Source organism: Ruegeria lacuscaerulensis, assembly GCF_013034685.1.
GTDB lineage: Bacteria > Pseudomonadota > Alphaproteobacteria > Rhodobacterales > Rhodobacteraceae > Ruegeria > Ruegeria lacuscaerulensis_B.
This window is the reverse complement of sequence record NZ_WQGO01000002.1, coordinates 262,502-278,134: the sequence shown is the minus strand read 5'-3', so window position 1 is coordinate 278,134 and position 15,633 is coordinate 262,502. Positions and strand designations below refer to the sequence as shown.

Below are 15,633 nucleotides of genomic sequence, written 5' to 3'. Positions count from 1 at the left end.
TATGGCAGTCACGGGACGCGCAGACATCCTCAGCCGCTTGCGGGCAAAGATAGCCGCTGGCCAAGTCATCATAGGTGGCGGTGCAGGCACCGGCCTGTCCGCCAAATGCGAAGAGGCCGGCGGCATCGACCTGATCGTCATCTACAACTCGGGTCGCTACCGCATGGCCGGGCGCGGATCTCTGGCGGGCTACATGTCTTACGGCAACGCGAATGAGATCGTTGTCGATATGGGGCGCGAAGTTCTGCCGGTCGTCAAGGACACCCCTGTTCTGGCAGGGGTAAACGCCACCGACCCATTCTGTCTGATGGACAAGTTTCTGGATGATTTGGGGGCAATGGGTTTCGCAGGTGTGCAGAATTTTCCCACGGTGGGCATCATCGACGGCCGCTTCCGGCGCGAACTTGAGGCCACCGGAATGTCCTATGACATGGAGGTCGAAATGATCGCCAAGGCCCATGAGCGCAACCTTCTGACCACGCCATACGTTTTCAGTGCTGACAACGCTGCCGAAATGGCGAAGGCGGGCGCGGATGTCATCGTCGCACATTTCGGTCTGACCACGGGCGGAACCATCGGGGCCGGGGACAGCGCACCGGATATAGCCGAATGCGCACGGCTTTACGACGAATGGGCCGCAGCGGCGCGCGCTTATCGCGACGACCTGATCTTTATCTGCCATGGCGGCCCATTAGCAGAACCCGAGGATGCACAGAAGTTCCTGGACCTCTGCCCGGACTGTCATGGCTTTTACGGAGCATCATCGATGGAGCGTCTGCCCACCGAACGGGCGATTACAGCTCAGACTGCAGAATTCGGAAAGCTGCAGCGGGGGGTTGAACGCTCTAAAGGGGTCGCATGACGACAAAACACCAACTTGCAGAACTAGTGCGCAATCAAAACACGATCGGAGAATAGGGATGATCGGAAAATTCATGCTTTCGGCGGATACACCGCAGGAAACGCTCGATTGGGGTAAGTTGAAGTGGATGAGCAGTCCGCCCGCTACAGGCGCCGGACAGCTTACGGTGATTGAGGTCAGCCTGGCTCCGGGCCACGGCCACAATTTTCACAAACACCCCGATCAGGAGGAAGTTATTTACTGCGTCGCGGGTGAGGTCGAACAGTGGCTTGGCAAGGAAAAGCGGGTGATGGGACCAGGGGACTCCGTCTTTATTGGCGCGGATGTGGTCCACGCCACGTTTAACATTGGCGATCACGAAGCGACTCTTCTGGCAATTCTGGGACCATGTGTCGGAGATATGGGGTACGAGATCGAAGATGTCGCGGACAAGGTGCCTTGGAACGGTCTGCGTTAGATTGCAGAAAAAGCGCCTAGGATTTTTGCACAAGAGTGCAGCCTTATCACTTCTGGACTTGGTGAGCAGGTCCAGACGCTGGATGGTGAAGGCCCACAATGCGAGATCATGTTTGGCTGCGTTAGCGGCTGGCACCTGTCGCGAAGCGGTACGACGTTTTCCTCACAGCAACTGCCCTCGACGCTTTGATCGTCTGTTGACTGTGAGCCCTGAGCCTAGCGTTGTTCCTGCCCGGTCCCAAGCACCTTGACCTCCAGCCAGTGGAAGGCAACTGCGATCAGGCCAGCGACCAGAATGTAGAATACCGCCAGCAACAGCAGTGGTTCATAGATGATGAACGTGTCCGAACGCACCCGCGATGAAACTGCATAAATGTCGACAACAGTGATGGTCGCCACCAGAGGTGTCGCCTTCATCTGCAAGATGGTTTCGCCGCCCAAAGTCGGCAACACATTGCGGATTGCTTGTGGCAACCAGATGCGGCGGAACATCGTCAGTCTGGGCATGCCGAACGACTTGGCGGCCTCTAGTTGCCCCTTGGCAACACCTTTGAAGGCCCCGCGCATAACCTCGCCCTCGTAGCCTGCATAGGACAGGGTCAACGCCAAAACCGCATAGGGCCAGGCCTGCCGCAGATACGGCCAGAGTTCAGACGAGCGTATCCACGGGAACTGAGGGAACAGTGACCCGAGACCGTAGTACAAAAGCCAAAGTTGAAGCAGCAAGGGCGTGCCGCGAATGATGGTGCAAAACGCTTTGGCCGGGGCAGCAAGATACCAAGGTCCAACAGCCTGCGCCAACCCAAGAGGCACCGCAAGACAGAACCCAAGTACGACCGTGACGACCAGCAGCCAAATTGTCGTCCAAATACCTTGCAAGGCCAGCGGAGCGTATTTCGGCAGCCAGTCCCATTGCAGCGAGACGGCACACCAGATGACGATCCCTGCGAAAATCAGCATCATTGCGACGCGATGCGGTTGCATCAGAGATCTAAGACTGATCATTTACTACCCCCTGTCAGAGAGGGTTGGCCACGGCGGGCCCATTTTTCAATCCGGCCGAAAATGACGCCAGAGCACAGGGTGACCATGAGGTACAGAAACCCGGCAGACAAGAAAAAGGTAAAATAGGCGCGGGTGCTGCTGGCGGCTTGTCGGGTTTCAAGGGTCAGTTCGTTGAAGCCAACGACTGCAAGCAGCGCGGTGTCCTTGGTGGCGATCAGCCATAGATTGGCCAGACCGGGCACGGCAAAGCTCATCATCGCTGGTATCGTTACGCGGCGCATGGTCATGAAGGCTGGCATGCCATAGGACTTGGCAGCTTCGATCTGGCCGGGCGGTACAGCCTGAATGGCCCCGCGCAGAATTTCGGTGGCATAAGCCCCCTGAACAACGCCCAGCACCCAGATGCCAGCGGCCACTCCGTTGATCTCGACCCGTCCGCCACCTACGGCTGCGGATATCTTGTTAATAATATCCGACCCTACATAATACAGGATCAGGATCAGGACCAATTCCGGCACAGCCCGGATAACGGTCGTGTAAATGGCAAGAAGATCGCGTGTGACCTTCCCGCCGTATAGTTTGCCATAAGCTCCGAACAGTCCGATCACTAGGCCGAGCGCATAAGCACCAAAGGCGATTTGCAATGAATTGGACAAACCGCGCAGCAGATTGCCGCCCCATCCCGGAGGCGAGAGCGACAGCAGCTCCGCGCTCTGCGCCAAACCTAGCGATTCCAGTAGTCCGGTCACGTTAATGGCTTAGTAGATGCTGGCGGAGAAGTAGTTCGAGGTGATCTTTTCATGTGTTCCATCCGCCAGGATGGCAGCGATACCCTTGTTCAACGCCTCTCGCAGATCATCTTGCCCTTTGCGGACACCGGCCCCAACGCCGCGCCCCAGAATGGCAGGATCATCTTTAACGGCCCCTTTGATTTCACAGCAGGCACCAGCGTCGGAATTCACAAAGTCCGCCATTGCGATGCTGTCGGCCTGTGTGGCGTCGATCCGGCCCGCAAACAGGTCCTGATTGGCTTCGTCCTGAGTTTGATAGACGCGCAGTTCCGCATCTTTGAAGTATTCTTGTGCATAGGCCTGGTGGATGGTCGAAGCCTGCACGCCAACAACTTTGCCCGCTAAGGATTCCGGAGTTGCATCGATATCGATCGACTTATCTGCGACGATGACCGCAGGAGTGTTGTAGTAGGGATCGCTGAAATCAATGGTTTTCAGACGTTCCTCGGTGATCGACATCGAGGCCATGATGGCGTCGATCTGCTGACCCGTCAGCGACGGGATGATACCGTCCCACGCAACCGGAGTGATGACGCAATCAAGTTCGGCCGCCGCGCAAACAGCGTTGATCACGTCGATCTCCCAGCCGACCCAGGTGCCGGAGCTGTCAAGCGACGCGAATGGCGGATAGGGTTCGGCAGCGATGCCAATCTTGACCTCTTCGGCACTGGCGACGCCAGCTGAAAGAAATGCAGCAGCAAGGCTGGATGCAAATATTTTACTGATTTTCATTATGTTACTCCCTGTTGGCTTTGTTTTGTTGGACTATGCGACCGAACTTAGAAACTGCTTTAATCGTTCAGACTTGGGGTTACCGAAAACCTCGGCAGGTGGTCCCTGCTCTTCAATTCGGCCTTGATACAGATAGACGACGTGATTGGCGACTTCGCGTGCGAACTTCATCTCATGAGTCACCAGCAGCATCGTCCGCCCTTCGGACGCGAGATCGCGGATCACGGTCAGCACTTCACCGACCAGTTCGGGATCCAGCGCCGAGGTCGGCTCGTCAAACAACATGACCGAAGGATCTACGGCCAGCGCTCGGGCGATTGCCGCGCGCTGCTGCTGTCCGCCGGATAGATATGCAGGGTAAGTGTCGGCCCGGTCGCCCAGCCCCACGCGCTCTAGCAACTCATGCGCACGCGCAATGGCCTGAGCTTTGGGAACCTTGAGTACGTGCACCGGCACTTCGATCACGTTCTCCAGAAGCGTACGATGGGTCCACAAATTGAACTGCTGGAAAACCATCGCCAGCCGGGTGCGTATACGCTCGATCTGTCGACGATTGGACGGGCTGCCATCGTCGTGCATCTCGACCTGCTCGCCACCTATCGTGATCTTGCCCGAACTCGGAGTTTCCAGGAAGTTGATGCAGCGCAACATTGTCGACTTGCCAGAGCCCGACCCCCCGATGATCGCGACGACATCGCCTTTATGCGCAGTCAAGGACACGCCTTTCAAAACCTCTAGCGGGCCGAAGGACTTGTGCAGGTCTTCAACCTTAATCGCTTCGTCATTCTCTGTCGTATGATTTGCGGGTGTAGCGGCTTTGGCTGCGTCCATATCCAGGCATCTTCTGATTTCAGCTTGCAGTAAGCCCCGAATCTCGTGATTATGCAAGTGTATAATAACTTCATGTCATGGATATGCCCGCGGTGCAGGACGATAGCCGAAAATTTACGCGTGAGTCCGCTGAGCATCGGCGCGAGGCATTGATATTGGCAACTCTGGACCTGATCGCCGAGATGGGGGTGCGTGGCGCAACTGTGCGTGAGATCGCGGCGCGTGCAAACGTGACCCAAGGTTTGATCCGACACTATTTCACCTCGAAAGACGAATTGGTGCACGCGGCCTACGAGCATCATATGAATACGCTGACCGTCAAAACGGCCGCCTATACCGGGGAAGGGACGGCGGTGTCTCGGTTGTCGAACTTTGTCGATGCGTCTTTGCGGCCACCAATTGTCGATCCCAAGGTCGTCGCCCTTTGGGCCGGATTTCTGAACAAGGTCCAGACGGACCCCAAAATGCAACATGTCCACCAGCGCACTTATGACTACTTCCGAGACCATCTCGAAGCGCTCATCGTCGCTGCGCTCAAGGAAACCCGGCGCGATGTGGAACCCTTCGAGGCGAAACAGTTGGCGATCGCGTGCAACGCGGTGATCGACGGCCTCTGGCTGGAAGGCGGTGCGCTTCCGGATGCGTTTGCCGAAGGCCAGTTGCCCCAGATCGGCCTAGACTCGGTCGGCGCAATTCTAGGTATCACGTTGAACAAAGAGGCAGCAGAGTCATGAGAACCTCAGCAGTAACAGCTCGGTTGGCGGGTTTGGGTGGCGCCAAATGGAGCGTACACCTGAAAGCTCGCGAACTTGTCAAAGCAGGTGCTGATATCGTCGAGATGACGATAGGTGAGCCGGATGTTCCTGTGCCCGCCTCTCTGATCGAGACTACGGTACATTCGCTGCAGGCAGCGCGGACGGGATATTCCAATGGTCGTGGAGAAGAGGGCCTGTTGGATGCGTTGGCCGAGCGATACTCGCTCCGCCGGGGACGCAGTTTTAAATCTGAAAACATCCTCTGTTTTCCCGGCACGCAAACCGCCCTTTTCGCGGTTATGGCCGGGGTTGCTGAGGCTGGCGACGAGGTTCTGGTCGGCGATCCGATGTATGCCACCTACGAAGGTGTCGTGCGCGCGTCAGGTGCAGACATGGTGCCCGTTCCCTTGCGACCCGAGCATGGATTTCGCCTTCAGGCTGAAGACATCGCCAAACGGATAACGCCGCGCAGCCGTGCGATCTTGCTGACGACGCCGCACAACCCAACCGGTGCGATCCTGACTGCGCAAGAAATTGCGGAGATCGGGCAATTGGCAATCGCGCATGATTTGTGGATCATAACGGACGAGGTTTACGAAGACCTGGTCTTTGAAGGGTCACAATTTGTCTCGCCCCTTGCGTATACGGAATTTGCGGATCGCGTCATCGGAGTTTCATCCATTTCGAAGTCACACGCTGCGCCCGGCTTCCGCAGTGGCTGGTGTGTCGGTCCATCCGACTTCTGCGAGGCACTGCTGCCTTATTCTGAAACCTTGCTGTTCGGAAATCAGCCCTTCATCGCCGATATGACCGAGAAGGCGATCCGTGACGGGTCAGAGGTTGCCTCTGGTATGGCCAAACGGTTCGCGCGCCGGGCCAGTTTGCTGGCGGATCGCTTGGGGGCCGACACTGAACTTGTTGTGCACCGTCCCGAGGCTGGGATGTTCGCACTCATTGATGTTGCGAACACCGGTCTTGATGGTGAGGCCTACGCATGGCGCTTGTTGCAAGCCGGAGTTGCTGTCATGCCGGGCTCGGCCTTCGGCGACAGCCTGAAGAACTGGGTGCGTGTGGCATTGACGATCAGTGACGATGATTTCGCCACCGCCATCACCCGCATTGTTGATCATGCCAACAACATACCGCGTGAGGTCGCATGAGCGCTCTGACAGTTGGGGAAGCTTTGGTCGCAGAGCTTCGGCGCCGAGAGGTGGCCTGTGTGTTCGGTATTCCGGGTGTCCATACCATCGAGCTGTACCGCGGTCTTGCGGCATCTGGCATTCGACATGTTACCCCTCGGCACGAACAGGGCGCAGGGTTTATGGCGGATGGCTATGCACGTGTATCGGGTAAGCCGGGCGTAGCTTTTGTGATAACCGGGCCGGGTTTGACGAATACGCTGACCCCTATGGCCCAGGCACGGTCGGATTCAGTGCCCTTGTTGGTGGTGTCCGGTGTTAACCCGACGGCATCGCTTGGAAAGGGCATGGGGCATCTGCACGAGCTGCCCGATCAACTGAAACTTGCGCAAACAGTCGCGTTGCTTTCTGAACAGGTTTCTGACGCCGATCAGCTGGACCCGGTCGTAGACCGCGCCTTTCAGCGTTTGACCACCGAGCGGCCCGGGCCCGTGCATATCGAGGTTCCCTTGGATGTGGCTGCCCATCCCTATGTCGCGGCGCCCATTGCCCTTTCCCACACCGAGTGTCAGGCAGGTACTGATCTGATCAGTGAGGCTGCAAGCCGACTGGCCGAGGCTGGGCGCGTCGTAATTGTCGCCGGTGGTGGTGCAAAGCGCGCAGAGGGTGCTTTGCAAGCGTTGGCCGAAGCGCTTGACGCGCCGGTTGTGCAAACCGTCAACGCCCGAGGCCTCATGCATGATCATCCACTGACTGTGCCTGCCAGCCCCAGCTTGCCGGCCGTGCGCAACTTGATTGAAGACGCAGATTGCGTGCTGGCATTGGGAACCGAACTTGGCCCCACCGATTTCGACATGTATGCAACCGGCCAGATGGCAGAGATGCACGGTCTGATCCGGGTGGACCGATGCCGTGATCAACTGGCCCGCCATACAGCCAAGGTTGCGATTCACGGAGATGTCGAACTGGTCGCACCTGTGCTGGCCGCGTCATTGCCAAAAACGGCAAAAAAGGGCGAAGGTGAAATGCGGGCCAAGCTTGCACGCACCGCTGCGTTGGACGAAATTGGCCCGGACTATCGCGAAATAGTTGATATTCTCAATGCGATCCGCGATGCGGTGCCCAATGCGCTTGTGATCGGGGACTCAACCCAACCGATTTATGCGGGTAACCTGTACTATGACCACGACCGTGCGGGTGGCTGGTTCAATGCTGCAACCGGATATGGTGCGCTTGGCTACGGAATTCCTGCGGCGGTCGGAGCTGCAATCGCCGCCCCTTCCACCCCTGTGGTGTGTATTGTCGGGGATGGTGGCGCCCAGTTTTCCCTTCCTGAAATCATGGCCGCCGTCGACGAAAACCTGCCTGTCATCTTCGTGATTTGGAACAATAGCGGGTACGGAGAAATTGCAACGTCGATGAGGGACGTCGGTGTAACAGTGATCGGTTGTAATCCTACGCCTCCCGATTTTGCGGCAACCGCAAAGTCTTTTGGCATTCCGTATCTTGAAGCTCGTGCGGAACCACAAGTGGTTGCGCGAAAGTTACGCGACGCTGTCGCCGTGAAAGGACCGTCCATGATCGAAATCACTGCCGCAAAACTTGCACCCACGAAAGACTGACCCATGACAGACCCCACTTTCGAGTTTTCACGCGCCATCACCCGTCGCCCTGCATCCACAATCGCAAACGGGCTGCGCGCTGAGGATGTCGGCGATCCAGATCTTGATGGGATGTTGGCAGCGCATCAGGCATATGTGGCTACCCTAAAGAGCACGGGTGCAGAGGTGATCGAGCTTGGTCCGCTCGATACCTTTCCAGACGCACAATTTGTCGAAGACACTGCTCTTTGCCTCCCTCAAGGCGTGGTTCTGATGCGGCCTGGTGCGCCATCGCGCATGGGCGAAGTCGCCGAAATGGCTCCGACCCTTCATGACTGCTACGATACGGTACGTGCGATCGAAGGCCCTGGTCATATCGAAGGCGGTGATATTATTGTAACCGGTCGGGAAATTCTGGTGGGCCGATCAGATCGTACCGACGCGGAAGGTGTCGCTGAACTGGCAAGGATAACTTCTGATTGGGGACACAAGCTGCGGGAAGTCTTCACGCCCAAAGGTGTGCTGCACTTCAAAACAGATTGTTCGCTGATGGATGCCGAGACCATCTTGTCCACCCACCGACTGGACGCATCAGGCTGTTTTGACGGCTACCGTGTGTTACATGTCGCCGAAGGAGAAGAAGCCGCTGCCAATGCCATCCGTTTCAACAATCTGGTGCTGATGGCCGCGGGCTTCCCTCGAACGGCCGATATGCTGGACCGCGCAGGCTATGAAGTTGTCGAGATAGACAACACCGATTGTGCCAAGTTGGACGGTGGTATGTCATGCCTGTCTCTAAGGCTTCCCTAGAGGTATCGCCAAGTAGTTCTGTCGCAAACTCTGGCCTATATGTATTGGGCTTGCGTCTAAAGTAACGTCTGTCGACCCAGAAGATGCGTTGCGAATTTGTGTCTAAGCCGACCGGCCATATCCCTGCGGCATCTTCCGGTGGGGGGTAAACCGGCAAGCCATCTGAATCGGGCCCGGCGGTGTTCCGCCCTAGGTTCGGTGAGAGGATGCCGCCGTCGCGCCGGACCTTCTCCAAAACGTGCCAAGAAAAGAAGCTTTGGTAGAAAGGTTGCGATCGTGGGCAAGAATCATATGACGACGACTGCAAAGATCTGGATCAGAATGAAGGGCATGACTTGGATTAATAGTGCGCCGATTACCAAGGTTCGAGCCATTGCCAAGCCAGGTTATCAGCTCGTGGCCCGCGCCAACTGACGGAACAGTTTGCCCGAGTTGAAGTCACACAACGGGCATCCGAATTGAGCAGATCCACATTGGATTTGTTGAAGCGTTAGTCGGGCGTTGCGCCGATTGAAATGATCTGCGTGCACAATGTGGTGGCCGCAGCAAGTGACCGAGCCGTGGTCTGGGCCATGGTCGGCAGGATCATCCATTCCAATGCCCACGCGCTGCCGGATCGTTCCTGTTCATGCACCATAGCATGGTGCATCCCGGACACCTGTACGGCGTTGAACCGCGCCAGTGTTACCAGCAGCTCAGCCAGAATGGGGTTCTGTTTGTGCGGCATGGCCGAAGATGTTCCGCCACCGGACAGCCTGATCTCGTCCACACCTTGTTGGGCCATCAGGCAAACATCCTGCCCCATCTTTCCCAGTGACCCCGAGATGCGCGACAGCAGATCGGCATACGCCACCAGTCTGTCGCGGGTGGTGTGCCAGCTTTGATCTGCCACATGCAGCCCAAGGGCATCGGCGATATGCTTCGCAAAATCGTGCTGCGCAAGCCCAATGGTCTGACCATCCCCGACGGGTCCGGCCAGTTGTACGCATTCCACGCGCGGGCGCAGGTCGGATAGGCTTTGGTGATAGCTGCGCAGCGGATCGCGCCAGGTTTTGATCCGGTGACCGACCAGGACGGGCAGGGCAGCCTGCATTCGCGTGCGTCCCATGACTTTGCGTCCGCCAAACTGTTCACTTAGATCGGCCAGCACGTCCGACAGCTGCGATAGGCGCGCTTGCAACAGGTTCGTGGTCTCACGCAAGGTCAACGCTAAGGCCGTGTCCATCACGTCTTGGGATGTTGTTCCGGTGTGAATGGCTTTGGCCAGTGGTCCTGCATCCGATGTAAGGGCCTGAACCAGTGCTGGTACAGGCAGCCCATCCGCCATGGTGCCAGCGCGCAAGGTATCCATACCGGGCACGGCTTGTTCAATCCATGCGGCAGCAGCGTCTGCTTGGTCGGCGGGGATTTTGCCGGTTGCGCCCAAGCCGCGCGAATACGCGGCCTCGAAGGCCAACATATGGGTAAGTGACCGCTCCGCCGACCAGATCTCTTGTGCCTCGGCATCTCCGAACAGGCCCGAAAACCAGGGGTGCGAGAACAGATCGGTCATAGTCTACGTCCTTATCTTGGGTCGTCCGGCCTAGCGTTAGGCCGCAGCCGGGCGCAGGCCCAGAATGGCGCGCGCCTGGTCTACACTCGCAACTGGGCGGTCGTGGGCGTGGCAAAGATCGACGGCTCTCTGCACCAGCGCTGCATTGGACGGGGCAAGCGTGTGGCGATCCAGACGCACGTTGTCCTCCAGCCCGGTGCGCACATGCCCGCCCGCCGCGATGGACCATTCGTTCAGCTTGATCTGCCCAGCCCCGATCCCGGCGGCGCACCACGGGACGTCTCCGAACAGGCGGTGCACGGTTTTGACGTAGAAGTCGAATACGTCACGATCCACGGGCATTGCATTGCGGACGCCCATGACAAATTGGACATAGGGCGTATCGGGCAATTGCCCCTCGCGGTGCATCCGGGCCGCTTGCAGGATATGCGAAAGGTCAAAGGCCTCGATCTCGGGTTTGACGCCGTAGGTTGCCATCTCGCTGGCCAGCCAGTTCACCAGATCGGGCGGGTTTTCATAAACGCGCGTCGGAAAGTTGTTCGATCCCACCGAAAGCGAGGCCATATCCGGGGACAGCGGCAACATACCCCCGCGCGCTTTGCCCGCGCCGGACCGCCCCCCGGTTGAAAGCTGTACAATCATGCCGGGGCAGTGCGTTTCGATCCCCTCCTTCAGCGCTGCGAACAAGTCGGGGTCCGAGGTGGGTTTGCCCTCGGCGTCGCGCACATGGCAATGAGCGATGGAGGCTCCGGCCTCGAAAGCTTCATGCGTGCTTTCGATCTGCTCCGGCACGCTGATGGGAACGGCCGGGTTATCGGCCTTGGTGGGCACCGATCCGGTGATCGCCACACAGATGATGCAGGGGGTTTGTGAGACAGGATCAGACATCGAAAAACACCGTTTCTGAAGGGCATTGTAATTGAATATCGAACCGGTAGCCGCCTTCCACCTGTTCCGCGATAAGAGTTTGCCTGCGCACGGGCTGCTCAATCAGGTTCAGCACCGGATCCGACGCATTTGCCGCCATTTCATCGGGGAAATAAAGCCGGGTGTTGAGGCCCAGATTGATCCCACGAGCAACGAGCCACAAGTTGATATGCGGGGCCATCACTGTACCGGTTTGGTCGGTTACAGCGCCTGGTTTGATCGTGTCGAACGCCCATTCGCCCGTGTCGAAATCCGGAATCACACGGCCCCAGCCACGAAAGCTCGGATCAACAGAGCCCTGACTGGGATAAACGCCATTTGCATCCGCCTGCCATGTTTCAATCAGTACATCCTTGACCGGCGCGCCGGTTCCGTCGCGCACCACACCGCGTACAGTGATCTTCGTCCCTGACGCATCTGGACCCGCGATGTCACGGCCCAACTCGTGCCGGTAGATATCGAACCCGGCGTCTCCGGGGGCCAGCCCGATATGCACATAGGGCCCCGCGGTCTGTGAGGGCGTTTCCTTGAGATAGTCCAGCTTTTGCACCATGGTTAGTTCCCCTCGGGCCGGTTTTCAAAATAGGTCGACCGCAGCCCGCGCAGCACGATGTCGAATTTATAGGCAAGACAGTCGAAGGGAACGGAGGCGTTGATATCCAGCGCGGCCACCAGTTGGTCAATCGCGCGCGGGTCGGGGATCGTGTTGATGATCGGGCACTTGGCAATCAGCGGGTCGCCTTCAAAGTAAAGCTGCGTGATCAGGCGCTGCGCAAAGCTGGTTCCGAAGACTGACACGTGAATATGCGCAGGTCGCCAACTGCTGACCCAGTTGCGCCAAGGATAAGCGCCGGGTTTGACAGTGCGAAACCGGTAGTAACCCTGATCATCGGTCAGCGTTCGACCGCAGCCGCCGAAATTCGGGTCGATGGCGGCCAGATAGGTATCTTTCTTGTGACGATACCGCCCGCCTGCATTGGCCTGCCAGATCTCGACCAGAGTATTGGGCACCGGGCGGGCGTTTTCATCCAGCACCCGTCCGTGCAGCAGTATACGTTCACCCACCGGATCACCGGTTGTTGCGAAATTGCGCAGCAAGTCATTGTCCAGCGGGTCGATGTCACTATGGCCAAAGGTCGGGCCGGACAGCTCGCTTGTGGTTCCTTCCAACGACAAAAGCGGCTGTGTCGGAGACCGCGTCACGCTGGTCTTGTAGTTGGGGTCCAAGGCTTGCGGATGCCAGGCCCGGTCGCGTGGGAAAAGCTGGGTCATTCCGCCATGTCCTCCATCTCGGAAAAGGTTTGTTTGGCAAGGGCAATGGCCCGATTGGCGCAGGGAACGCCTGCATAGACGGCGGCGTGCAGGAAAGCCTGAAGGATATCGTCTTTCGAAGCCCCGGTATTGGCGCAGGCGCGCACATGCATGGGGATCTCGTCAAAGTTCCGCGTCGCGGCCAGGAGTGCCAGCGTAATCATAGATCGTTCGCGCGGGGTGATCGTGTCATCCGCCCACAGCGTGCCCCACGCGGTTTCGGTGATCATGTCCTGAAACGGCGCGTCAAAGGCGGTTTTCCGGGCCTCGGCGCGATCCACATGGGCGTCGCCCAGAACCTTGCGTCGCACGGACATGCCGGTTGCATGGCGTTTCATCACGTTCCCCTTTTCGTCGGTCATCTTCAATAGGGCAACCCTACATAGTTTTCGGCCATCGCCTTTTGCGCGGCTTCATTGCTGCGCAGAAAGTCAATCTCGGCCCGTTGCATCTTGAGGTCAAATTCGGATTGGTCGGGAAAGCGGTGCAGAAGTGATGAAAACCACCAACTGAACCGCTCGGCCTTCCAAACCCGCGCCAGAGCGTTTTGTGAATAAGCGTCGATCCCGGCTTCAGACCCGTCGCGGTAATAGTCCTTCAAGCCCTGAAACAGGTAGTGCACGTCCGAGGCTGCCGTATTCAGCCCCTTGGCCCCGGTCGGGGGCACGATGTGCGCCGCATCCCCGCACAGAAACAGCCGCCCCCAGCGCATCGGCTCGGTCACGAAGGAACGCAGTGGCGCGATGGATTTTTCGATCGACGGACCGGTTACAAGGCGATCGGCATATTCCTGTGGAATGCGGCGTTTAAGCTCGGCCCAAAAGGCGGCATCGGTCCAATCTTCCGGATGATCGGACAGGGAACACTGGATGTAATAGCGACTCAGCGCCTCGTTGCGCATGGAGCACAGCGCAAAGCCGCGATGGGACGAGGCGTAGATCAGTTCGTGATGCACAGGCGGGGTTTCGGACAGAATGCCCAGCCAGCCAAAAGGATAGATCTTTTCGTATTCGCGCCGGACCGACAGCGGGATGGTTTGGCGGCTGACCCCGTGAAACCCGTCGCAGCCCGCGACGAAATCCGCATCGATACGCTGATCTTGCCCATCAGTGGTGAAGGTCACATAGGGGGCGTCGGATTCAGCGTCACGAATGGTGACGTTTTCGGTGTTGAAGATCATCGCGCCACCTGCGGCTTCGCGCGCGTCATAGAGGTCACGGGTCACTTCGGTCTGGCCGTAAACCAGAACCGGGGTGCCGGTATGGTGTTGGAAGTCGACCCGAAAGCAGTCCTCTTCGACCGCGATCAATGTGCCGCTATGTTCAATTGCCTCAGCATGCAGGCGCGCGCTGACGCCTGCCTGATCCATCAGGTCGACAAAGCCTTTCTCCAACACGCCCGCACGGATGCGTCCCAGCACATAGTCCTTCGTCCGACGTTCCAGAACGATGCTGTCGATTCCCTGCGTTGCCAGAAGCTGTGACAACAGCAAACCTGACGGCCCTCCGCCGATCACAAGAACTTGTGTCCGCATCTGATCCTCCTGTCCCCGCTGCGCAGGATTGCATTGCAGACGGGGTTTCGCAACGCATGGATGCCAGCATACCGTTGCGATTAAAGCATAAGGGGGCCATACATGACCCTATGCGATGGCCGGATACGGGCTGTGCAGGTTCAAAGGCTTTGACCTTGCGACGAAAACAGCGACAAAAAAGTTGCGATATTATGCATGTTATGCATTAAACTGCATCATGGCGCATCGCGCAGAGGAGGAGGAACCAATGAAGATCAAACGCACGCTCATCGGGGCGTTGGGGGCTTTGACCCTTGGCATGGGAACGGCGGCAAACGCGGCCGAGTATGAATTCAACCTGCAAAGCTTCTTGCCTGCCCAGGCGACGATTCCATCGAAAATCATCGACGTCTGGGCCGACAAGATCGAAGAGGATTCGGGCGGACGCATCGAAATCACCCGCTATCCCTCGATGCAACTGGGCGGCAAGCCGCCGGAACTTCTGGATCAGGTGATCGACGGCGTGATTGACATGACCTGGAACGTCATCGGTTATACGCCGGGCCGCTTCCCGTCGACCGAAGTGTTCGAGCTGCCCTTCCTGGTGAATGACGCCAAGCCCGCTTCGGCCGCGTTCTGGACCTTGCTGGAAGAAGACATTGCCGCGCGTGAGTTCTCGGACGTGAAGGTTCTGGGTGGCTGGGTCCACGGCCCCGGCATGATCCACGCCAACAAAGAGGTTCTGACGCCAGACGATTTCAACGGCATGAAAATCCGTGGCGCCTCGCGTCAGGTCAATGCCTTGCTCAGCACATTGGGCGCGACCCCGGTGGGTATGCCTGTGCCCGCGGTGCCCGAGGCGCTGTCCAAAGGTGTGATCGACGGCACGACCATTCCGTGGGAAGTGACCAAGGCGCTGAAAGTGCCGGAACTGGTGGAGAATCACACCGAATTCACCGGGCCGATGATGTATACCGTTACCTTCGTTCTTGCCATGAACAAGGACAAGTACGCCGCACTGCCGGATGATCTGAAGGCCGTCATCGACGACAACTCGGGTTTGGAATTTTCCATGTTCGCAGGCGAAGTCCAGCAGGGCTATGACGAGCCCGCACGTGAAATCGCGCTGGATCGCGGGAATAACGTGGTGACTCTGGACGCTGAACAATCCGCCGCCTGGGCCGAGGCCGCACAGCCTGTCTATGACACCTGGCTGTCCGAGATGAACGAAAAGGGCATTGACGGTCAGGCCCTGATCGATCGGGCCAAAGCGTTGATGAACGAGTACGGCAGCTAAGCCGGACCTTCCGCGCGGCGTATTCCGAACGCCGCGCGGCAATTATTCCAA

The 15,633-nt window shown here is 58.1% G+C and carries 17 protein-coding genes; 7 read left to right on the top strand and 10 right to left on the bottom strand.

All coding sequences use genetic code 11. The features are described from left to right. The first annotated feature begins 1 nt into the window (after position 1). Positions 2–862, top strand: a complete 861-nt coding sequence (locus GOV80_RS05670) for a phosphoenolpyruvate hydrolase family protein (RefSeq protein WP_170783198.1) — start codon at positions 2–4, stop codon at positions 860–862. A gap of 58 nt (positions 863–920) precedes the next feature. Further along, on the top strand, positions 921–1,319 hold the full coding sequence (locus tag GOV80_RS05665) for a cupin domain-containing protein (RefSeq protein WP_170783197.1): 399 nt from the start codon (positions 921–923) through the stop codon (positions 1,317–1,319). A 215-nt stretch (positions 1,320–1,534) separates the two neighbouring features. Here GOV80_RS05665 and GOV80_RS05660 read toward each other — a convergent pair whose 3' ends face one another. Genes GOV80_RS05660 through GOV80_RS05645 form a run of 4 tightly spaced genes read right to left on the bottom strand, consistent with a single transcriptional unit; the run spans position 1,535 to position 4,677 of the window. Continuing rightward, positions 1,535–2,323, bottom strand: coding sequence for an ABC transporter permease (locus GOV80_RS05660; RefSeq protein ID WP_170783196.1), 789 nt, complete (start codon positions 2,321–2,323; stop codon positions 1,535–1,537). Further along, positions 2,320–3,072 (bottom strand): ABC transporter permease subunit, encoded by a 753-nt coding sequence (locus tag GOV80_RS05655; protein ID WP_170783195.1) that lies wholly within the window; start codon positions 3,070–3,072, stop codon positions 2,320–2,322. Before GOV80_RS05655 ends, GOV80_RS05660 begins: the two co-directional genes overlap by 4 nt. A gap of 9 nt (positions 3,073–3,081) precedes the next feature. Further along, positions 3,082–3,846, bottom strand: a complete 765-nt coding sequence (locus GOV80_RS05650; protein WP_170783194.1) for a transporter substrate-binding domain-containing protein — start codon at positions 3,844–3,846, stop codon at positions 3,082–3,084. Between the two features lie 33 nt (positions 3,847–3,879). Then, positions 3,880–4,677: an ABC transporter ATP-binding protein gene (locus GOV80_RS05645; protein WP_170783193.1), complete on the bottom strand. Its 798-nt coding sequence runs from the start codon at positions 4,675–4,677 to the stop codon at positions 3,880–3,882. A gap of 77 nt (positions 4,678–4,754) precedes the next feature. On the opposite strand from GOV80_RS05645, the gene GOV80_RS05640 reads away from it, so the two are divergent. From GOV80_RS05640 to GOV80_RS05625, 4 genes are read left to right on the top strand one after another with little or no spacing between them, the layout of a single operon-like run. Next, positions 4,755–5,411, top strand: coding sequence for a TetR/AcrR family transcriptional regulator (locus tag GOV80_RS05640; RefSeq protein ID WP_174819411.1), 657 nt, complete (start codon positions 4,755–4,757; stop codon positions 5,409–5,411). Continuing rightward, on the top strand, positions 5,408–6,592 hold the full coding sequence (locus tag GOV80_RS05635; RefSeq protein ID WP_170783192.1) for a pyridoxal phosphate-dependent aminotransferase: 1,185 nt from the start codon (positions 5,408–5,410) through the stop codon (positions 6,590–6,592). The genes GOV80_RS05640 and GOV80_RS05635 overlap by 4 nt, the downstream gene beginning before the upstream one ends. Beyond that, positions 6,589–8,193, top strand: a complete 1,605-nt coding sequence (locus tag GOV80_RS05630; protein ID WP_170783191.1) for a 5-guanidino-2-oxopentanoate decarboxylase — start codon at positions 6,589–6,591, stop codon at positions 8,191–8,193. The genes GOV80_RS05635 and GOV80_RS05630 overlap by 4 nt, the downstream gene beginning before the upstream one ends. Before the next feature lie 3 nt (positions 8,194–8,196). Further along, on the top strand, positions 8,197–8,982 hold the full coding sequence (locus GOV80_RS05625; protein WP_170771697.1) for an arginine deiminase family protein: 786 nt from the start codon (positions 8,197–8,199) through the stop codon (positions 8,980–8,982). A 490-nt stretch (positions 8,983–9,472) separates the two neighbouring features. Here the strand turns inward: GOV80_RS05625 and GOV80_RS05620 are convergent, their stop codons facing one another. Genes GOV80_RS05620 through pobA form a run of 6 tightly spaced genes read right to left on the bottom strand, consistent with a single transcriptional unit; the run spans position 9,473 to position 14,306 of the window. Further along, positions 9,473–10,534, bottom strand: a complete 1,062-nt coding sequence (locus tag GOV80_RS05620; protein WP_170783190.1) for a 3-carboxy-cis,cis-muconate cycloisomerase — start codon at positions 10,532–10,534, stop codon at positions 9,473–9,475. Positions 10,535–10,570: 36 nt separating this feature from the next. After that, entirely contained in the window at positions 10,571–11,422 is an 852-nt protein-coding gene (locus tag GOV80_RS05615) for a 3-oxoadipate:acetyl-CoA acetyltransferase (protein WP_170783189.1), read from the bottom strand. Continuing rightward, positions 11,415–12,014, bottom strand: coding sequence for a protocatechuate 3,4-dioxygenase subunit alpha (pcaG, locus tag GOV80_RS05610; RefSeq protein WP_170783188.1), 600 nt, complete (start codon positions 12,012–12,014; stop codon positions 11,415–11,417). The genes GOV80_RS05615 and pcaG overlap by 8 nt, the downstream gene beginning before the upstream one ends. 2 nt (positions 12,015–12,016) lie before the next feature. Beyond that, positions 12,017–12,733 (bottom strand): protocatechuate 3,4-dioxygenase subunit beta, encoded by a 717-nt coding sequence (gene pcaH / locus GOV80_RS05605; protein WP_170783187.1) that lies wholly within the window; start codon positions 12,731–12,733, stop codon positions 12,017–12,019. Beyond that, a complete protein-coding gene (gene pcaC / locus GOV80_RS05600; RefSeq protein ID WP_419555617.1) occupies positions 12,730–13,110 on the bottom strand; it encodes a 4-carboxymuconolactone decarboxylase in 381 nt (126 codons plus the stop codon). The genes pcaH and pcaC overlap by 4 nt, the downstream gene beginning before the upstream one ends. A gap of 26 nt (positions 13,111–13,136) precedes the next feature. Then, positions 13,137–14,306: a 4-hydroxybenzoate 3-monooxygenase gene (pobA, locus tag GOV80_RS05595; RefSeq protein WP_170783185.1), complete on the bottom strand. Its 1,170-nt coding sequence runs from the start codon at positions 14,304–14,306 to the stop codon at positions 13,137–13,139. A 247-nt stretch (positions 14,307–14,553) separates the two neighbouring features. On the opposite strand from pobA, the gene GOV80_RS05590 reads away from it, so the two are divergent. After that, complete coding sequence (locus tag GOV80_RS05590; protein ID WP_170783184.1) at positions 14,554–15,582, top strand: TRAP transporter substrate-binding protein; 1,029 nt, start codon at positions 14,554–14,556, stop codon at positions 15,580–15,582. Positions 15,583–15,633 lie beyond the last annotated feature (51 nt).